The organism is Kineococcus siccus (genome assembly GCF_009906795.1).
In the GTDB taxonomy this organism is placed as follows: domain Bacteria; phylum Actinomycetota; class Actinomycetes; order Actinomycetales; family Kineococcaceae; genus Kineococcus; species Kineococcus siccus.
In genome coordinates, this window is sequence record NZ_JAAALN010000074.1 from 1 (window position 1) to 17,433 (window position 17,433).

A 17,433-nucleotide genomic window follows, 5' to 3' on the forward strand; every position below is an offset into this window, starting at 1 on the left:
GCTCCAGGTGGGTGGGGGTGGGTCCGTCGTGGTCGTCTCGTGCGACGGTGTGGTGCCGGTGGCACCCGATGCGGGGCCTCACTTCACGGCCCCGGCGGACAGGCCGCCGACGAGCCACTTCTGGGCCACGACGGCCAGGACGTACATGGGGACGATGCCGACCAGCGAGGCCGCGGCCTGCTGGCCGAACTGCACCGTGCGGTCGCCCTGGAACAGCGACAGGCCGACCGTGAGGGTCTGGCTCGAGGTGCTCTGAGAGAACGACACCGCGAACAGGAACTCGTTGTAGCTGAGGAACAGGCAGATGAGCAGCGCCGCCACGAGACCGGGCGCCAGCAGCGGCAGCACGAGGCGGAACAACCCGCCCGTGGTGGTCAGCCCGTCCACCCAGCCGGCCTCCTCCACCTCCAGCGGCACGCGCCGGACGAAGCCGTCCAGCAGCCACACCGCGACGGGCACGTTGGCCAGGCCGTTGACGAGCACCAGGCCGAGGAGGGAGTTGGTCAGGTCCGTCTGCTTGAGCAGGTAGTACAGCGGGAGCACCGCGACGATCGGCGGGGCGCAGTAGGACGCCAGCAGCAGTGTCTGCAGCCGCTCGCCGCGAACCCCCGCGCGGGCCGTGACGTAGGCCGCGGGCACCGCCACGACCGACGTGAGCACGGTCGCCCCGATCGCGACCACCCACGAGTTCGCCAGCATCGTGGCGAGCGGCACGGTCTCGAACGCCGCGGTGAGGTTGTCCCAGACCAGCCGCGTGGGCAGCCAGCCGCCGTTGGAGATGTCGTCGACGCTGCGCAGCGACAGCGAGACGAGGAACAGCACGGGCACCAGGGCGACGAAGGCGACCAGCGCCAGGACCAGCCGGACTCCGCTGCGCCGCAGCGTGGTCGCGGTCACCCCTCGGCCCGCACGGCGCGCGCCCGCAGCAGGGTCACCGCGGTGGTGAGCAGGCCGACCAGCAGGCCGAAGACGAGCGTCTCGGCCGCCGCCGTGCCGATCTCGTAGCTGCCCCGCATGCCGGTGCGGAAGATCTCGAAGCTCGTGACGATGGTCGAGACGCCCGGACCGCCCTGGGTGACGACCGTGACGAGGTCGAACACCTTCAGCCCGATCACGAGTTCCAGCAGCAGGACGCTGAGGACGTTGGGCAGCACGACGGGCCACACGACGGACGTGAACGTCCGCACGGGTCCGGCGCCGTCCAGGGCCGCCGCCTCGCGCAGCTCGTGCTCGACGCCCAGCAGGGCCGCGAACACCAGCAGGGTCACCAGCGGCGTCCACTGCCACACGTGCATGACGACGAGCGCGGAGAACGCGCCGACACCGTCGCCGAGCGGGTTCGCGCCCGGGAACCCGAGGGCGTCGAACACGCCCGTGAACGCGCCGCCCACGGGCGCGAGCATGAGCTTCCACGCGACGCCGACCATGACGGGCGGGGTCACCAGCGGCAGCAGCAGGACGGTGCCGACGAGGCCGAACCGCGTGCCGCGCGCGTGCAGCAGCAGGGCGAGCGCGAGGCCGAGGGCCGTGGCCAGCAGCGCCGCGACCACGGCGAACACCACCGAGCGGACGAGCGAACCCGCGAAGGCCAGCGACTCCCACGCGTCGACGAGGTTGTCCGTACCGGTCCAGCGCTGCAGCGGGCGGGCCAGCGACGACTTCGTCACGGCCAGGAGGACCACGAAGACGGTCGGGTAGACGAGCATCAGGGCGAGGCCGGCGAGGCTCGGGGCGGCGAGCCAGCTCGACACGTGCCCCGGGCGTCGCCGGCCCGGCACGGCCCGGCGCCCGGCACCCCGGCCCCGCGTGCCCTGCGGCGGGACGCCCGGCGGGGCCGGGGACGGCGCGGCGGTGGCCGCGGTGGCGGGGGAGGTCATCCGATCTCCTCCTCCCACGTCTCCTGCGCCTTGGCGAGGGCGGTCGGCGCGTCCTGCTCGCCCTGCAGCGCCAGGGCCAGCTGGTCCACGAGGTCCTGCATGAGCTTCACGGCGCCGACGGTCTTGGGCCAGGCCAGGGGCGATCCCTCGAGCCCCTCGCGGATCGCGTCGGTCGCGATGCCGGCGGCGGCCGCGTACTCGGGCGACGACAGCACGCTCGAGCGGGCGGGGTCGATGCCCGAGCCCGCGGTCGAGGCGAGCGTGAAGTTCTGCCTCTCGGCCGTCGCCCACTTCACGAAGGCGGCCGCGACCTCCTTCTGCTGCGAGCCGCCCGACACCCCGAGACCGAAGCCCGCCTCGAGCGCGGTCCGGTGCTCGGTGTTCGACCCGCCGACCGGGAGCGGGACCACGCCCCACTTGTCGACGATCTTCGAGCTCGCCGGGTCCTGGGCCTTGAGGCCGAGGTCGGTCCAGGTGTCGAGCATGGCGCCCTGGCCGGAGAGGAAGGCGCCGTTGGCCTGGTCGAAGCCGGTCTGCAGCGGCGTGGGGAGCGCGGCGGGCGACACGTCGACGAGGTGCTGCAGGGCCGCGACGGCCGCGTCGCTCGTGAGGGTGGGGCGCCCGTCGCCGTCGAGGAGGGAGCCGCCGTAGCCGGCCAGGCGGTTGACGAACGAGCAGCCCAGGATGACGGGCACCTGCTGGCCCTCCACGATGGCGCCGTACACGCTGCCGCCGGAGTCCTGCGTGATCTTCGCAGCGGCCGCGTCGTACTCGTCCCACGTGGTCGGCGGCTCGACCCCGTACCGCTCGAAGACCTCGGCGTTGTAGTAGAGGACGTGGGTGTCGCCGTCGAAGGGCAGCCCGTACCGCTTGCCGTCGAGCAGCGTGTAGTGGTCGTAGATCGAGGGCAGGAAGTCGCCGGTCCCGATGCCCGGGTCACCCGCGATCCAGTCGGTGAGGTCGACCAGCGCCTCGGCGTCGACCAGGTCGCCCAGGCCGAAGTAGAAGTAGTCGAAGACGTCGAACTCTCCGGCGCCGCCCTGGACGTCCAGGATCTGCTTGCTGGTCAGCTGGTCGTAGGGGATCGCCGTGACCTCGAGCTTCCCCCCGAACTCCTGCGCGAAGGCCGGCCCCAGCAGGTCGGTGAACGCCAGCCGGTGCGGCTGGTTGACCATCAGCTTGATCGTGGCGCCCTTCAGGTCGCCCGCGGAGCCCGACGGCAGGGCGGACGCGTCGGCGCCGCCACCGCACGCGGCGAGGGAGCCCGTCGCGGCGAGGGTGCCGGCGCCGAGCGCCGTGCTGAGGAGCCGGCGACGTGAGAGCAGGGCGCGGGAGGTGGACGGGCGCGAGGGCAGGGGCGTGGGCACGGGAGCTCCAGGGGTGCGCGGACGCGACGGTCCGACGGAGGGGGGCCGCCGGCCGGTGCCGGCGGGGAGGTGCGTCGCGGAGCGACGCCGAGCGGTGCGCGCAGGTGGTGAGGGGAGCCGGGCGCCGTCAGGCGAGGAGGCGCGCCGGCCCGGGCATCGACGGGAGCCCCGGGCGGGACGTGCCGGACAGCAGGACCGGCCGACACAGCGCGCCGCAGGTGCGCGCGAGGTCGACGAAGTAGCGCCGGACGAGCAGGGTGGCGGTGATCACTCGAGCCTCCATCGTTCCTGGCGGGAGCACCTGCCGAGCGGTCGGGACCGCGCGGTGGTTGCTGTGGCGTCGTCGAGCCAGGACTCTCGGCCACTCTGGATGGTGTTGCGGCGAGCGTAGCGGATCTCCGGCGCGCGCGACGTCCCGGCGCGGAAGGGCTGTGAGAGACTGCGAGAGGTCGAGCGTTCCCTTCACACCGGGCGCCCGGCCCGTCGATGCGATCGCCGCCCTCGTGCGAGGCGTCCGGGCAGCGCCGCGGTCCCCTGAGGACCCCGCTGGCGCCCCGGGGCCGAGCTCGGGGCAGCGCCCGCCCCGGGTCCCCGGGACGTGCGTGCGGAGCCTCGGCGGCACCGTCCTGGACGACGCGCAGACAGTGCGCGAGCCGGGCGGTGCGACGAGGACTTCCGTCGGGCACGGGTCGACCGCCCCGACGACCGGTACGAGTTCGCCCGAGCGGCAGTGGGTCCCGGTGTGGCTGGCGCTGCGGGCGACGGGAGACCCCGTGACGAGCACGCCAGAAGAGAACACCGCACCGGCGAAGGCGCCGCGCCGCCGCCGCGCCGCCAGCAGGCCCGCCGGGCCGCCCGCGCCGGTCCAGACGCCCTCGGACACCGGCTCCGGGGCGCCCGGGTCCACCGCGACGCCCGCGCCGGCACCGGAGCCCGCCCCCCTCGTCGAGCCGCCCGTGGCCGAGACGACGCTCGGTCGCCTCGACGTGACCGGCGCCGCCGACGCCCCCGCTGCGCCGGTCGTCGAGGACGCCGCTCCGGCGCCCAAGCGCCGCACGCGTCGCTCGACGCGCAAGGCGGCCGAGCCGGCACCCGCCGCCGTGGCTGAGGACGCCGCAGCCCCGGACACGCCGGCCCAGGACGCCGTCGTCGAGGACGCCGTCGTCGAGGACGCCGCGGCTCCCGTCGTGGACCCGGCCCCGCTGGTCGAGGACGCTCCCGTCGAGCCGGTCGCCGAGGCGGGTCCCGCGGCCGAGGAGACGGTCGAGCCCGAGGCGGCCCCGCGTCGGCCCGCCCGCCGCCGCCGGGCCACCCGTGGCACGGCGGCCCCCGGACCCGCCGCCGAGCAGCCCGCCACCGAGCAGCCCGTCACCGAGCAGCCCGTCACCGAGCAGCCCGCCACCCCGGCGCGTCACCCGCCGGGGTGGCCGCGGCCGCCGCAGCCGCCCGAACCGGGAGTCCGAGGACGCCGACGCGGCGGCCGAGGACGACGAGGACGTCCCCGCCACCGGCCAGGACGCCGCCGACGAGGAGGAGACCGACGCCGCCGGCGACGAGGACGACGCGCAGGACGGCGACGAGGAGACCTCCGGGTCCTCGCGGCGCCGTCGCCGCCGTCGTCGTCGCGGGAGCAGCGCCGAGGCCGGGGACGAGCCGTCGCCCGACGACCCGCCGAACACGGTGGTGCGGGTCCGCGAGCCGCGCCGCGCCGCGGCGCGCGAGACGCGCGGCACGGGTGAGGACGAGATCACCGCGCTCAAGGGCTCCACGCGCCTGGAGGCCAAGAAGCAGCGTCGCCGCGAGGGGCGCGAGCAGGGCCGCAAGCGCACGATCCTCACCGAGGCCGAGTTCCTCGCCCGCCGGGAGAGCGTCGAGCGGGTCATGGTGATCCGGGAGGCGGAGGGCCGCACGCAGATCGGCGTGCTCGAGGACTCGATCCTCACGGAGCACTACGGCGCGCTGCAGGCGCAGACGACGATGGTCGGCAACGTCTACCTCGGCCGGGTGCAGAACGTGCTGCCGAGCATGGAGGCGGCCTTCGTCGACGTCGGCAAGGGGCGCAACGCCGTCCTGTACGCGGGTGAGGTCAACTGGGACGCGGCGGGCCTGGAGGGTCAGCCGCGCCGCATCGAGGCCGCGCTGAAGTCGGGCGACTCCGTGCTCGTGCAGGTCACCAAGGACCCCGTCGGCCACAAGGGTGCCCGGCTCACCAGCCAGGTCTCCCTGCCGGGCCGCTACCTGGTCTACGTGCCCCGCGGCTCGATGACCGGCATCTCGCGCAAGCTGCCCGACGTCGAGCGCGCCCGGCTCAAGAAGGTCCTCAAGAAGGTCGTGCCCGAGGGCGCGGGCGTCATCGTGCGCACCGCGGCCGAGGGCGTCGCCGAGGAGGAGCTCGCGGCCGACGTGCAGCGGCTGCAGGCGACGTGGGAGGCCATCGAGGCGAAGGCGTCGTCGAAGGGCTCGCCCGTGCTGCTGCACGGCGAGCCGGACCTCACCGTCCGCGTCGTGCGCGACGTCTTCAACGAGGACTTCACGCGGCTCGTCGTCTCCGGCGACAGCGCGTGGGAGACCGTCTCGGAGTACGTCGCCGACGTGGCTCCCGACCTCGCCCAGCGCCTCGAGCGGTGGGAGTCCGACGAGGACGTGTTCGCGGCCCACCGCATCGACGAGCAGCTGCAGAAGGCGCTGGGCCGCAAGGTGTGGCTGCCCTCGGGGGGTTCGCTCGTCATCGACCCGACCGAGGCGATGCACGTCATCGACGTCAACACGGGCAAGTTCACGGGCTCGGGCGGGACGCTCGAGGAGACGGTCACGCGCAACAACCTCGAGGCCGCCGAGGAGATCGTCCGTCAGCTCCGGCTGCGCGACATCGGCGGGATCATCGTCATCGACTTCATCGACATGGTGCTGGAGTCCAACCGCGACCTCGTGCTGCGCCGCCTCGTCGAGTGCCTGGGCCGGGACCGGACCAAGCACCAGGTCGCCGAGGTGACCTCGCTGGGGCTCGTCCAGATGACCCGCAAGCGCACGGGGCAGGGCCTCGCGGCCGTCCTGGAGGAGCTCGACGCGGCCGCTCCGGCCGAGCCGGCCCCCTCGGCCGCCTCGTCGTCCGGCGGCGGCTCCGCGGGCTCGTCCGGGTCCGGCGGGTCGTCCGGGTCGGGCTCCGCAGGGTCGGGCTCCTCCGGGTCCGGCTCCTCGGGGTCGGGCTCCTCGGGCGGTCGCGGCCGGTCGGGCAACCGCCGCAGCCGGGGCGGCGGCGGGGCCCCGGCCTCGAGCACCGTCTCCTCCGACGGGGCGCCCGTGACCCTGCCGCGCGTCGCCATGCCGATCCCGATGCCGCCGCCCCCGGGGCTCGGGAAGCCGGCTCCGACGGCGGCCCCGGGTCCGGTCGACTGACCCGACCACCACGCGGCACCCGTCCGCGCCGGTGAGCCGTTTTGACCGGCCCGGACGGGTTCCGTACGCTCGACCCCTGGTGCGCATCCGTGCGCGCGCCGCGGGCAGTCCCATCGCCGCCCAGCGGCGCTCCAGTTCGTCCTTCTGAGAGAAACGGGTTCGTTGTGGTCTACGCGATCGTCCGCGCCGGTGGCCGGCAGGAGAAGGTCTCGGTCGGCGACGTCCTGACCATCGACCGGGTCGGCGGGGCCCAGGGCTCCACGCTCCAGCTCCAGCCGCTCCTGCTCGTCGACGGCTCCACGGTCACGTCGGCGGCGTCGGCGCTGTCCGGCGTCAAGGTCACGGCCGAGGTGGTCGAGGAGACCAAGGGTCCCAAGATCACCATCCTGAAGTACAAGAACAAGACGGGGTACCGCAAGCGTCAGGGTCACCGTCAGAAGTACACCCGCGTCAAGATCACCAGCATCGGGGAGTGACTGCAGCTCATGGCACACAAGAAGGGCGCGAGCTCCTCGCGCAACGGTCGTGACTCCAACGCGCAGCGCCTCGGCGTGAAGCGCTTCGGTGGTCAGCTCGTCAGCGCGGGCGAGATCATCGTGCGTCAGCGCGGCACCCACTTCCACCCCGGCGCCGGGGTGGGCCGCGGTGGGGACGACACCCTGTTCGCCCTCATCCCGGGCAACGTGGAGTTCGGCACCCGCCGCGGTCGCAAGGTCATCAACATCGTCGGTCTCGTCCCCGCGGGCGAGTGACGACACACAGCACCGTGTGACGGAGGGGCGGGCCGGGAGACCGGTCCGCCCCTCCGTCCGTTCCACCGCTCCTCCGCACCACCGGGTCTGCGCCGCAGGCCCCCGCACGTCCCGCAGAGCGAACGACGCACCTGCGTCGCAGACCGGAGTACCTGATGACGACCTTCGTCGACCGCGCCGTCCTGCACGTCGCAGGCGGTGACGGCGGGCACGGCTGCGCGTCCGTCCACCGCGAGAAGTTCAAGCCGCTCGGCGGTCCTGACGGCGGCAACGGCGGCCGCGGGGGCAGCGTCGTCCTCGAGGTGGACCCGCAGGTGACGACCCTGCTGGAGCACCACCGCCGCCCGCACCGGCACGCCGAGAACGGCAAGCCCGGGCAGGGCTCGCACCGCACGGGCGCCGAGGGCGCCGACCTCGTCATCGGCGTCCCCGACGGCACGATCGTGCGCGACGCGCGCGGCGACCTCCTCGCCGACATGGTCGGCAACGGCACCCGCTTCGTGGCGGCGCCGGGCGGTCGCGGCGGCCTCGGCAACGCCGCGCTGGCCTCTACCAAGCGCAAGGCCCCCGGCTTCGCCCTGCTCGGCGAGCCCGGTGAGTCGGGCGACGTCACGCTCGAGCTGAAGACCCTCGCCGACGTCGCCCTCGTGGGCTTCCCGAGCGCCGGCAAGTCCAGCCTCGTCGCGGCCCTGTCGGCCGCCCGCCCGAAGATCGCCGACTACCCGTTCACGACGCTCGTCCCGAACCTCGGCGTCGTCGAGGCCGGCTCGGTGCGCTACACGATCGCCGACGTCCCCGGCCTGATCCCGGGCGCGAGCGAGGGCCGCGGCCTCGGCCTGGACTTCCTGCGCCACGTCGAGCGCTGCGTCGCCCTCGTCCACGTCCTGGACGGCGCGACGCTGGAGACCGACCGCGACCCGGTCAGCGACCTCGAGGCGATCGAGCGCGAGCTCGCGGCCTACACCGTCGACGACGGCACCGTGCCGCTGCAGGACCGCCCCCGCATCGTCGTCATCAACAAGGCCGACGTGCCGGACGCGCGCGACATCGCCGACATCGTCCGCGCCGACCTCGAGTCGCGCGGCGCCCCGGTCTACGTGGTGTCCGCCGTCTCGCACGCGGGGCTGCGCGAGTTCTCCTTCGCGATGGCCGAGCTCGTGGCGGCCGCGCGGGCCGCGGCGCCGCAGTCCGCGCCGACACGGACCGTCATCACGCCGAGGGCCATCGACGACGCGGGCTTCACCGTGACGCGCGAGGAGTACGGCGACGAGGTCACGGGCGGCGTCCGCTTCCGGGTCAAGGGCGAGAAGCCCAAGCGCTGGGTCCGCCAGACCGACTTCAGCAACGACGAGGCCGTCGGCTACCTCGCCGACCGCCTCGCCCGCCTCGGCGTCGAGGACGAGCTCTTCAAGGCCGGCGCGGTCGCGGGGGCCGAGGTCGTCATCGGCGACGAGGCCAACGCGGTCGTCTTCGACTGGGAGCCCACGATGGTCTCGGGCGCGGAGGTCCTGGGCCAGCGCGGTCAGGACCTGCGCCTGGAGGACCACTCGCGCCCGACCCGCGCCACCAAGCGCGAGGACGAGCGGATGCGCCGCGCCGCCAAGGCCGAGGCCCGCGGCGAGCTGGAGTCCGAGCGCAAGGCCGGGCACTGGACCGCCGACGACCTCGCCGCCGACGGGCTGCAGTCCGTCGGCGCGGCCGCCGACGAGGACGACGACCTGCGGTGAGCTCGCCGGCGACGGGGCGCGGGGGCGTGGCGCACGAGGCGCTGCGCGACGCCCGGCGCCTCGTCGTCAAGGTCGGCTCGTCGTCGCTGACCAGCGCCGCGGGCGGCCTGGACGCGGTGCGCCTGGACGCGCTCGTCGACGTCCTGTCCCGCCGCCGCCACGCCGGCAGCGAGGTGGTGCTCGTGTCCTCGGGCGCGATCGCGGCGGGGCTCGCGCCGCTGGGGCTGCCGAAGCGGCCGCGGGACCTCGCCAGCCAGCAGGCCGCCGCGAGCGTGGGTCAGGGGCTGCTGCTCGCGGAGTACGCCCGGGCCTTCGCGCACGCGGGGCTGACCGTCGGGCAGGTGCTGCTGACGGCCGAGGACGTCGTGCGCCGCAGCCACTACGGCAACGCGCAGCGCACCCTGGAACGGCTGCTCTCGCTCGGTGTCGTGCCCGTCGTCAACGAGAACGACACGGTCGCGACCCACGAGATCCGCTTCGGCGACAACGACCGCCTCGCGGCGCTGGTCGCGCACCTCGTCCGCGCGGACGCGCTCGTCCTGCTCTCCGACGTCGACGCGCTGTACGACGCGCCGCCGTCGCAGCCGGGCGCGCGGCGCCTGAAGGTCGTGCGGGGCACGGCCGACCTCGCGGAGGTCACCGTCGGTGCGGCGGGCGCCGCGGGGGTCGGGACGGGCGGCATGGCGACCAAGGTCGAGGCGGCCGGCATCGCGGTCGCCGCGGGCGTCCCGGCCCTGGTCACGTCGGCCGCCCTGGCCGGTCCCGCCCTCGCGGGTGAGGACGTGGGGACCTGGTTCACGGTCCCCGCGGGCCGGGGCGGGACCCGGCGCAGCACCCGCCAGCTGTGGCTCGCGCACGCGGCCACGCCGGTGGGCCGCCTCGAGCTGGACGACGGGGCCGTGCGGGCCGTGCGCGAGCGCCGCTCGTCGCTCCTGCCGGCCGGGGTGACCGCGGTCGCCGGCCGCTTCGGGGCGGGGGACCCGGTCGACCTCGTCGACCGATTCGGCCACGCGCTGGCCCGCGGGCTGGTGAACTACTCCTCGGCAGAACTGCCGGACATGCTCGGCCGGACGACCAGCGAACTGGCCCAGCAGTGGGGGCCGGCGTACGAGCGCGAAGTGGTCCACCGCGACCACCTGGTGCTCCTCGGCCGCCCGTGGGCGCGGGCGGGCACGTCCACCGCCGGCGTGAGGTCCTGACGAGCACGAGGAGCCCTGTGGTCGACGACGGTGCCGGAGCGCAGGACGGCGTGACCGGGACGTCCGGGCCCCCGCCCCTGCCGCTGTGGTCGGTGACGCTGACCCTCGCGGGCGAGCACGCCGACGTCGCCGAGGTGCGGGCCGGCCTGGACCGCCTGCTGGCCGAGAGCCCGTTCCTGTCCAGCGTGCGCTACTCCGGCCACCGCGCGGAGCTGCGCTACTGGGACGAGGCCGAGGGGGCCGACGACGCGGCCGCGATGGCGCTGCGGCTGTGGCCCGAGCACCGCGACAGCGCGGGCCTGCCGGACTGGTGCGTGGTGGGCGTCGAGGTCGTCGACCGCGGGACCGTCGAGCACCGCGCCGCACAGCGGGCGCGCGGGTCCTGGCGCCCGGCGCGACGCGCCCGCGGCGGGCAGGCGCTCGACCTCCTCGGCGACATCGCGCCCTTCTGAGCCCGGCCCGTCCGCCGGGCCCGCCGGACCGGGCGCGCCCGCGCCGTAGGCTGGCGCCATGACCCTCGTCGCCGACGCCGCCGCGGGCGGCTCGACCGCCGCCGCCCCGACCGCGGACATCACGACCGCGGACGTCACGACCGCCGTGCTCGCCACCTGCCGTCGCGCCAAGGACGCCTCCCGGCCGCTGCGGATGGCCACGCGCGGCGTCAAGGACGCCGCGCTGCGCGCCGTGGCCGACGCCGTCGAGGCCGCGACCGAGCGCATCGTCGCGGCCAACGCGGAGGACCTGGCCCGCGGCGAGGCGGGCGGCACGTCACCGCACCTGCTGGACCGGCTGCGCGTCGACGCGGGCCGGGTGGCCGCCCTGGCCGCCGCGGTCCGCGAGGTCGCCGCGCTGCCCGACCCGGTCGGGGAGGTCGTGCGCGGTTCGACGCTGCCGAACGGGCTGCGGCTGCGGCAGGTCCGGGTGCCGATGGGCGTGCTCGGCGTCGTCTACGAGGCCCGGCCGAACGTCACCGTCGACGTCGCGGTGCTGGCGCTGAAGAGCGGCAACGCCGTCGTCCTGCGCGGCGGGTCCGCGGCCCGCTCGACCAACACCGTCCTCGTCGACGTGATCCGCACGGCCGTGGCCTCCGCCGGGCTGCCCGCGGACGTCGTGACGAGCATCGACGAGTTCGGCCGCGACGGCGTCGGCGCGCTGCTCACGGCCCGCGGGCTGGTCGACCTGCTCGTCCCCCGGGGCGGCGCCGACCTCATCCAGCGCGTGGTGCGCGAGGCGACCGTGCCCGTCATCGAGACGGGCGTCGGCAACTGCCACGTCTACGTCGACGCCTCGGCCGACCTGGGGCAGGCCGTCGAGGTCGTGCTCAACGCCAAGACCTCGCGCCCGAGCGTGTGCAACGCGGCCGAGACGGTCCTCGTGCACCGCGCGCTCGCGGACGGCTTCCTGCCGACCCTGCTGGCCGCGCTCAGCGGCGCGGGCGTCCTCGTCCACGCCGACGACGCCGCGCTGGCCGCCGCGCGCGCGGCCGGCGTCGAGGCCCTCGCCGCCACCGAGGCGGACTGGGCCGCGGAGTACCACGGGCTCGAGATCGCGGTGGGCGTCGTCGACTCCGTCGAGCAGGCCGTGGACCACATCACGCGCTGGTCCTCCCAGCACACCGAGGCCGTGCTGGCCACGGACGTGCGGGTGACGGACTACTTCACGGCGGCCGTGGACTCCGCGGTCGTCGCGGTCAACGCCTCGACGCGCTTCACCGACGGCGGGGAGTTCGGGCTCGGCGCCGAGGTCGGCATCTCGACGCAGAAGCTGCACGCGCGCGGCCCGATGGGCCTGGGTGAGCTGACGACCACGACGTGGCACGTCCTGGGCGACGGGCACGTCCGCCCCTGACCGCCGCGGCGGGGGTCACGGCGGGTCGTCGGCGCTGTCGCTGGCCACCAGGTAGGCCGGCCGGCCCTGCGCCTGCACGTACAGCCGCCCGACGTACTCGCCGAGGACGCCCAGGCACAGCAGCTGCAGGGTGCCCACGCCGGCGACGACGGCGACGGTGGACGTCCAGCCGGGCACGGTGGACCCGAACAGGAACGACACCAGCGCGTACAGCAGCAGCAGGAAGGTCACGGCGGCCCCGCCGAGGCCGAACAGCGTCGCCAGCCGCAGCGGCGCCGTCGAGGAGCCCGTGATGGCGTCCAGGGACAGCGCGAGCATCCGGTGCACGGGGTACTTGGTGCGTCCCGCTCCGCGGGCGGCCCGCACGTAGGCGACCGTGGCCGCCTCGAACCCCAGGGCGGGCACGACGAGGCGCAGCACGCGGTGCTGCTCGGGCAGCTGCAGGACGACGTCGAGCGCCGCGCGGCTGAGCCAGCGGAAGTCCCCGGCCTGCGCCGGAGCGCCCAGCCCCAGGCGCCGCACGAGCCGGTAGAAGGCGCTGGCCGTGCCGCGCTTGAGCGCGGTGTCGACCGAGCGGTCGCCGCGGACCGCGTAGACGACCTCGGCGGTCGCGGCGGCGGCCAGCACGTCGGGCAGGACCTCGGGCGGGTCCTGCAGGTCGGCGTCCATCGTCAGCACGCCCTCGCGGCCGCGCGCCCGCCGCAGCCCGGCCGACAGCGCCGCCTGGTGCCCCGAGTTCGTGCGCAGCCGCACGACCCGCAGCTGCGGCCACTGCCGTCGCAGCCGGGCCAGGACGAGGGGGGTGTCGTCGCGGCTGCCGTCGTCGACGACGAGCACCTCGTAGCCGTCCAGGCGTCCGCCGGCGGCCAGGCCGTCGAGCACGGGCCGCAGCCGCGCGGCGAACGCGGGGAGCACGGCCGCCTCGTCGTAGGCCGGCACGACCACGGACAGCGCGGGGGCGTCGGACACGCCCTGATCCTCGCGCACGCCCGGCAGGGGGTCACGACCCGCGGGCGCCACCCGCGGGCGGACCCCCGGGAGCGCGTGCGAGACTCGGGGCAGAGGTGCGCATCCGGCACCTCGCCGACGCCGGAAGGACCGCCATGCTGCACGCACTCGTCGCCGAGGCCACCCAGTCGGGTCAGGAAGCCTCCACGCTGATGCCGGCCATCACCTTCGGCATCATCGCGTTCTGCGCCCTCATGGCGATGCTCATGGTGACCTGGGCGTTCAAGAGCGTCGGAACCCGGCACTGACGACGGACGCCGCCCCCCGCCGCCCCCGGCTGGGGGTGATGGGCGGGACGTTCGACCCGATCCACCACGGCCACCTGGTCGCGGCCAGCGAGGTCGCGACGCGCTTCGACCTCGACGAGGTCGTGTTCGTGCCGACCGGCCGGCCGTGGCAGAAGTCGCGCGAGGACATCGCGCCGGCCGAGCACCGCTACCTCATGACCGTCATCGCGACGGCGTCGAACCCGCGGTTCACGGTGTCGCGCGTGGACGTCGACCGCGGCGGCTTCACGTACACGATCGACACGCTGCGCGAGCTCGCCGAGCAGCGGCCCGAGGCGGACCTGCACTTCATCACGGGCGCGGACGCCCTGGCGCAGATCCTGCAGTGGAAGGACGTCGCGGAGCTCTGGACGCTCGCGCACTTCGTCGGGGTGACGCGGCCCGGGCACGTCCTGACGACGGCGGGGCTGCCGCCGGAGCACGTGAGCCTGCTCGAGGTGCCGGCGCTGTCGATCTCCTCGACCGACTGCCGCCGGCGCGTGGCCGAGGGGCTCCCGGTCTGGTACCTCGTCCCCGACGGCGTCGTGCAGCACATCAGCAAGCACGGGCTCTACCTCACCCGCTGACGAGGCGGCGCGGCGGCTCCCGCCGGGCCTCGCGCGGGCCGGGCGGGGCGCGGGCCGTGGGACACTGGAGGGAACTGCCTGGGGCCCGACCGGGTCACCGGGCCCACCAGCAAGGGAGTCCCGTGCCCGCATCCGAGCGTGCTCTCGAGCTCGTGACCACCGCCGCCACGGCGGCCGTGGACAAGCTCGCCACCGACGTCATCGCCCTCGACGTCTCCGACCAGCTCTTCATCACCGACGCGTTCCTGCTCGCCTCCGCGCCCAACGAGCGCCAGGTGCGGGCGATCGCGGAGGCCGTGGAGGAGAAGCTCCTGGCGTCGGGGTCCAAGCCCGTGCGCCGCGAGGGCGAGCGCGAGGGCCGCTGGGTCCTGCTCGACTTCGTCGACATCGTCGTGCACGTCCAGCACGCCGAGGAGCGCGAGTACTACTCGCTCGAGCGCCTGTGGAAGGACTGCCCCGCGATCGAGCTGCCGGCCCCCGCCGACGCGGCCCACGGGGCCTGAGGGGTGCCGGCGGCGACCGTCGTCCTCTGGCGCCACGGCCGGACCCCCTACAACCAGCAGCGGCGCTTCCAGGGCCAGCTCGACGTCCCCCTCGACTCCCTCGGTGAGCGGCAGGTCCGCGCCGCGGCGGTCGAGCTGGCGCTGCTGGACCCCGCCGCGCTGGTCGCCTCCGACCTCAGCCGCGCGGTCGCGACGGCCGCCGCGCTGACGGCCCGCACGGGAGTCGTGGCCACGCTCGACCCGGCGCTGCGCGAGGTCCACGCGGGGGAGTGGCAGGGCCTCGCCCACGACGAGATCACCGCGCGCTGGCCCGAGGACTACGCGGCCTGGCGCCGCGGTGACGACGTCCGCATCGGGGGCGGTGAGAAGCGCAGCGAGATGGCCGACCGCGCCGCCGGGGCCGTCGAGCGGCACGCCGCGGCCGTCGCCGACGGCGCCACCCTCGTCGTCGCCGCGCACGGGGCCGCGCTGAAGGGCGCGCTGCTGCGGCTGCTGGGGCTCGAGCTCACGTCCTGGACGGCCGTGGCGGGCTTCCGCAACGCCCACTGGGCGGTCCTCGGCCGGCGCGCCCGCGGCTGGGCGCTCGAGGAGTACAACGTCGGGCCGCCCGGTGCGGGCGAGGGTGTCGAGGGCTGAAGCTGTCCGGCGCACCGCCTTCCCGGCTGGTGCGGAGCAGCACTCAGCGTGGTCTATGCTGGACGACGTTGCCAGGGACTCCCCGGGGTCCGGGCAGCGGAAGGGGCTGTGGCGCAGCTGGTAGCGCACCTCCATGGCATGGAGGGGGTCAGGGGTTCGAATCCCCTCAGCTCCACCCGCGGAAGGGCCGGTCGCACGAGCGACCGGCCCTTCGTCGTCCCCGCCCCGTGTCAGGCGCGGGGGAGGGCGCCGGCCCGCGGCCGCCAGCCGAGCGCGGGCGCGATGTGCTCGACGACCGTGCTCAGCAGGTGGACGTTGTAGTCCACGCCCAGCTGGTTCGGCACGGTCAGCAGCAGCGTGTCGGCCGCCTGCACGGCCGCGTCCTGCGCCAGGTCCTCCGCGATCTGTGCCGGATCGCCCACGTAGCTCCTGCCGAAGCGCGCCGTCGTGACGCCGTCGAGGCTGCCGACCTGGTCGCTGGAGTCCCGCGCCGCGCGCGGGCCGAACCAGCGCCGGTCCTCGTCGTCCACGACGGGCAGGACGCTGCGGCTGACGGAGACGCGCGGCTCGCGCGTCCAGCCGGCGGCCGCCCACGCCTCGCGGTAGGCCGCGATCTGCTCGGCCTGCAGGTCGCCGAAGGGGATGCCCCGGCCCTCCTCCAGCAGCGTCGAGCTCATGAGGTTCATGCCCTGCTCGGCGGTCCAGCGGGCGGTCGCCAGGCTGCCGGAACCCCACCAGATGCGGTCGCCCAGGCCGGGCGACTGCGGCAGCACCGGCAGCAGCGCGCTGCTGCCCGTCATCCGCGGGTTGCCCGGGGCCAGACCGGCGCCGGCGAGCGCCGTGCGGAAGAGGGCGGTGTGCTCGCGCGCCATGTCGGCGTCAGTGCGCCCCTCGCCCGGCACGTAGCCGAAGGCGCGGGAGCCGTCGAGCGCCGTCTCGGGCGAGCCCCGGCTGACACCGAGCTGGAGCCGGCCGCCGCTGATGAGGTCGGTGGCCGCGGCCTCCTCGGCCATGTAGAGGGGGTTCTCGTAGCGCATGTCCACGACGCCCGTGCCGACCTCGATGCGCGACGTGCGGGCGGCCATCGCGGCGAGGACGGGGAACGGAGCGGCCTGCTGGCGCGCGAAGTGGTGGACCCGGACGTACGCGCCGTCGAGGCCGAGCTCCTCGGCCGCGACGGCCAGCTCGATGGTCTGCAGGAGTGCGTCACCGGCCGTGCGCGTCGCCGAGCCGGGGACGGGCTGGTGGTGTCCGAAGGACAGGAACCCGAGGCGCTTCACGGGTCGTTCAACTCTCAACATCCTGACCGTGTTCCCGGCCCCCCGGCCCCGGTAGCTTGCGGGCGTGCACCCAGGCCTCAGCAAGGACACCCGGCTCTGCCTGTCGCTGTCGGGGCGGCCCAGCGACTTCGGCACCCGCTTCCACAACCACCTGTACGGGGAGCTGGGCCTCGACTACGTCTACAAGGCGTTCACGACGACCGACCTCGCGGGCGCGATCACGGGGATCCGCGCCCTCGGCATCCGCGGCGCGGGCATCTCCATGCCGTTCAAGGAGGACGTCATCCCCCTCGTGGACGCCCTCGAGCCGTCCGCCGAGGCGATCCGGTCGGTGAACACGATCGTGAACACCGACGGCCACCTCGTGGCGCACAACACCGACTACCTGGCCGTCCGGCAGCTCCTGGCCGCCCACGCGGTGCCGCCCGCGCACAGCGCCGTCGTCCTGGGCAGCGGCGGGATGGCCAAGGCGGTCGTGGCCGCCCTGCGCGACAGCGGGTCCACCGACCTCACCGTCGTGGCGCGCAACCCCGTCGCGGGCCCCGCCCTCGCCCGCCGCTACGGCGCCGCCTGGCGCGCGGAGGTGGGGGAGCAGCGCCCGCAGCTCCTGGTCAACGCGACGCCCGTCGGCATGAGCGGCGGGCCGGACGCCGACCGGCTCCCCGTCGCGCGGGAGGTGGTCGAGGCCGCCGCGACGGTCTTCGAGGTCGTCGCCGTGCCGCAGGAGACCCCCCTGGTGCGGCTCGCGCGCGAGCTGGGGCGCGAGGTGGTCACGGGCACGGAGGTCGTGGCGCTGCAGGCCGCCGAGCAGTTCGTCCTCTACACGGGTGTGCGGCCGAGCGACGAGCAGGTCGCCCGGGCCACCGCGGCGGCGCGCGCCTGACGGCGCGTCACCCGACCGCCGCCTCCAGTCGCGGCCCGCGGGTGTCGAAGTCCAGGTCGTGAGTGCTGCGACCGGACCCGATCCGCTGCCCCGCCCCCTCGTGC

Annotated in this window: 17 protein-coding genes, 1 tRNA gene, 1 pseudogene and 1 riboswitch; of the genes and pseudogenes, 13 read left to right on the forward strand and 6 right to left on the reverse strand. The window is 75.3% G+C overall.

The genetic code is table 11. The annotated features are described in order from the left end of the window. Positions 1-78: 78 nt before the first annotated feature. The 4 genes from GTR02_RS10250 to GTR02_RS10265 form a co-directional block, all read right to left on the reverse strand. The gene (locus GTR02_RS10250; RefSeq protein ID WP_338073720.1) at positions 79-897 is read right to left on the reverse strand and encodes a carbohydrate ABC transporter permease; all 819 of its coding nucleotides are present in this window, start codon (positions 895-897) and stop codon (positions 79-81) included. Then, the gene (locus GTR02_RS10255; RefSeq protein WP_166607392.1) at positions 894-1,877 is read right to left on the reverse strand and encodes a carbohydrate ABC transporter permease; all 984 of its coding nucleotides are present in this window, start codon (positions 1,875-1,877) and stop codon (positions 894-896) included. The genes GTR02_RS10250 and GTR02_RS10255 overlap by 4 nt, the downstream gene beginning before the upstream one ends. Beyond that, a complete protein-coding gene (locus GTR02_RS10260; RefSeq protein ID WP_338073721.1) occupies positions 1,874-3,244 on the reverse strand; it encodes an ABC transporter substrate-binding protein in 1,371 nt (456 codons plus the stop codon). Before GTR02_RS10260 ends, GTR02_RS10255 begins: the two co-directional genes overlap by 4 nt. Before the next feature lie 127 nt (positions 3,245-3,371). Next, positions 3,372-3,515 (reverse strand): hypothetical protein, encoded by a 144-nt coding sequence (locus GTR02_RS10265; protein WP_166607393.1) that lies wholly within the window; start codon positions 3,513-3,515, stop codon positions 3,372-3,374. 5 nt (positions 3,516-3,520) lie between these two features. Further along, positions 3,521-3,621, reverse strand: a riboswitch (SAM riboswitch). Positions 3,622-3,984: 363 nt separating this feature from the next. Here GTR02_RS10265 and GTR02_RS10270 point away from each other — a divergent pair. The 7 genes and pseudogenes from GTR02_RS10270 to GTR02_RS10300 form a co-directional block, all read left to right on the forward strand. Next, a pseudogene (locus GTR02_RS10270) lies at positions 3,985-6,304 on the forward strand (Rne/Rng family ribonuclease); the annotation flags it as partial. Positions 6,305-6,804: 500 nt separating this feature from the next. Continuing rightward, positions 6,805-7,116: a 50S ribosomal protein L21 gene (gene rplU / locus GTR02_RS23805; RefSeq protein ID WP_166607394.1), complete on the forward strand. Its 312-nt coding sequence runs from the start codon at positions 6,805-6,807 to the stop codon at positions 7,114-7,116. Positions 7,117-7,125: 9 nt separating this feature from the next. Next, the gene (gene rpmA, locus GTR02_RS10280) at positions 7,126-7,392 is read left to right on the forward strand and encodes a 50S ribosomal protein L27 (RefSeq protein WP_166607395.1); all 267 of its coding nucleotides are present in this window, start codon (positions 7,126-7,128) and stop codon (positions 7,390-7,392) included. A gap of 155 nt (positions 7,393-7,547) precedes the next feature. Beyond that, a complete protein-coding gene (gene obgE / locus GTR02_RS10285; protein ID WP_166607396.1) occupies positions 7,548-9,119 on the forward strand; it encodes a GTPase ObgE in 1,572 nt (523 codons plus the stop codon). After that, positions 9,116-10,318: a glutamate 5-kinase gene (gene proB, locus GTR02_RS10290; RefSeq protein WP_166607397.1), complete on the forward strand. Its 1,203-nt coding sequence runs from the start codon at positions 9,116-9,118 to the stop codon at positions 10,316-10,318. Before obgE ends, proB begins: the two co-directional genes overlap by 4 nt. A 17-nt stretch (positions 10,319-10,335) precedes the next feature. Then, on the forward strand, positions 10,336-10,770 hold the full coding sequence (locus GTR02_RS10295) for a hypothetical protein (RefSeq protein ID WP_338073722.1): 435 nt from the start codon (positions 10,336-10,338) through the stop codon (positions 10,768-10,770). 58 nt (positions 10,771-10,828) lie between these two features. Next, a complete protein-coding gene (locus GTR02_RS10300; protein ID WP_166607398.1) occupies positions 10,829-12,166 on the forward strand; it encodes a glutamate-5-semialdehyde dehydrogenase in 1,338 nt (445 codons plus the stop codon). Between the two features lie 15 nt (positions 12,167-12,181). Here the strand turns inward: GTR02_RS10300 and GTR02_RS10305 are convergent, their stop codons facing one another. Next, positions 12,182-13,135, reverse strand: coding sequence for a glycosyltransferase (locus tag GTR02_RS10305; RefSeq protein WP_166607399.1), 954 nt, complete (start codon positions 13,133-13,135; stop codon positions 12,182-12,184). A 134-nt stretch (positions 13,136-13,269) separates the two neighbouring features. Here GTR02_RS10305 and GTR02_RS10310 point away from each other — a divergent pair, with 134 nt between their 5' ends. From GTR02_RS10310 to GTR02_RS10330, 5 genes are all read left to right on the forward strand, one after another. After that, entirely contained in the window at positions 13,270-13,422 is a 153-nt protein-coding gene (locus tag GTR02_RS10310) for a hypothetical protein (protein WP_166607400.1), read from the forward strand. Next, positions 13,419-14,027 carry a nicotinate-nucleotide adenylyltransferase gene (gene nadD, locus GTR02_RS10315; RefSeq protein WP_420814718.1) on the forward strand — a complete coding sequence of 203 codons (609 nt, stop codon included), beginning with the start codon at positions 13,419-13,421 and terminating at the stop codon, positions 14,025-14,027. Before GTR02_RS10310 ends, nadD begins: the two co-directional genes overlap by 4 nt. 122 nt (positions 14,028-14,149) lie before the next feature. Further along, positions 14,150-14,530: a ribosome silencing factor gene (gene rsfS, locus GTR02_RS10320; RefSeq protein WP_166607401.1), complete on the forward strand. Its 381-nt coding sequence runs from the start codon at positions 14,150-14,152 to the stop codon at positions 14,528-14,530. Between the two features lie 3 nt (positions 14,531-14,533). Next, complete coding sequence (locus tag GTR02_RS10325) at positions 14,534-15,166, forward strand: histidine phosphatase family protein (protein WP_166607402.1); 633 nt, start codon at positions 14,534-14,536, stop codon at positions 15,164-15,166. A 102-nt stretch (positions 15,167-15,268) separates the two neighbouring features. Continuing rightward, positions 15,269-15,341: transfer RNA gene (locus GTR02_RS10330), tRNA-Ala, on the forward strand. A 55-nt stretch (positions 15,342-15,396) separates the two neighbouring features. On the opposite strand, the gene GTR02_RS10335 is transcribed toward GTR02_RS10330, so the two are convergent. Next, positions 15,397-16,446: an LLM class flavin-dependent oxidoreductase gene (locus GTR02_RS10335; RefSeq protein ID WP_338073724.1), complete on the reverse strand. Its 1,050-nt coding sequence runs from the start codon at positions 16,444-16,446 to the stop codon at positions 15,397-15,399. A gap of 64 nt (positions 16,447-16,510) precedes the next feature. Here GTR02_RS10335 and GTR02_RS10340 point away from each other — a divergent pair, with 64 nt between their 5' ends. After that, a complete protein-coding gene (locus tag GTR02_RS10340) occupies positions 16,511-17,329 on the forward strand; it encodes a shikimate 5-dehydrogenase (RefSeq protein WP_166607404.1) in 819 nt (272 codons plus the stop codon). The last annotated feature ends 104 nt before the right edge of the window (positions 17,330-17,433 follow it).

What these genes read in the sequence shown, in the direction of transcription:
- GTR02_RS10255 (WP_166607392.1), bottom strand. Translation starts at nt 1,877, where the DNA reads ATGACCTCCCCCGCCACCGCGGCCACCGCCGCGCCGTCCCCGGCCCCG.
- rpmA (WP_166607395.1), top strand. Translation starts at nt 7,126, where the DNA reads ATGGCACACAAGAAGGGCGCGAGCTCCTCGCGCAACGGTCGTGACTCC.
- obgE (WP_166607396.1), top strand. Translation starts at nt 7,548, where the DNA reads ATGACGACCTTCGTCGACCGCGCCGTCCTGCACGTCGCAGGCGGTGAC.
- GTR02_RS10300 (WP_166607398.1), top strand. Translation starts at nt 10,829, where the DNA reads ATGACCCTCGTCGCCGACGCCGCCGCGGGCGGCTCGACCGCCGCCGCC.
- GTR02_RS10310 (WP_166607400.1), top strand. Translation starts at nt 13,270, where the DNA reads ATGCTGCACGCACTCGTCGCCGAGGCCACCCAGTCGGGTCAGGAAGCC.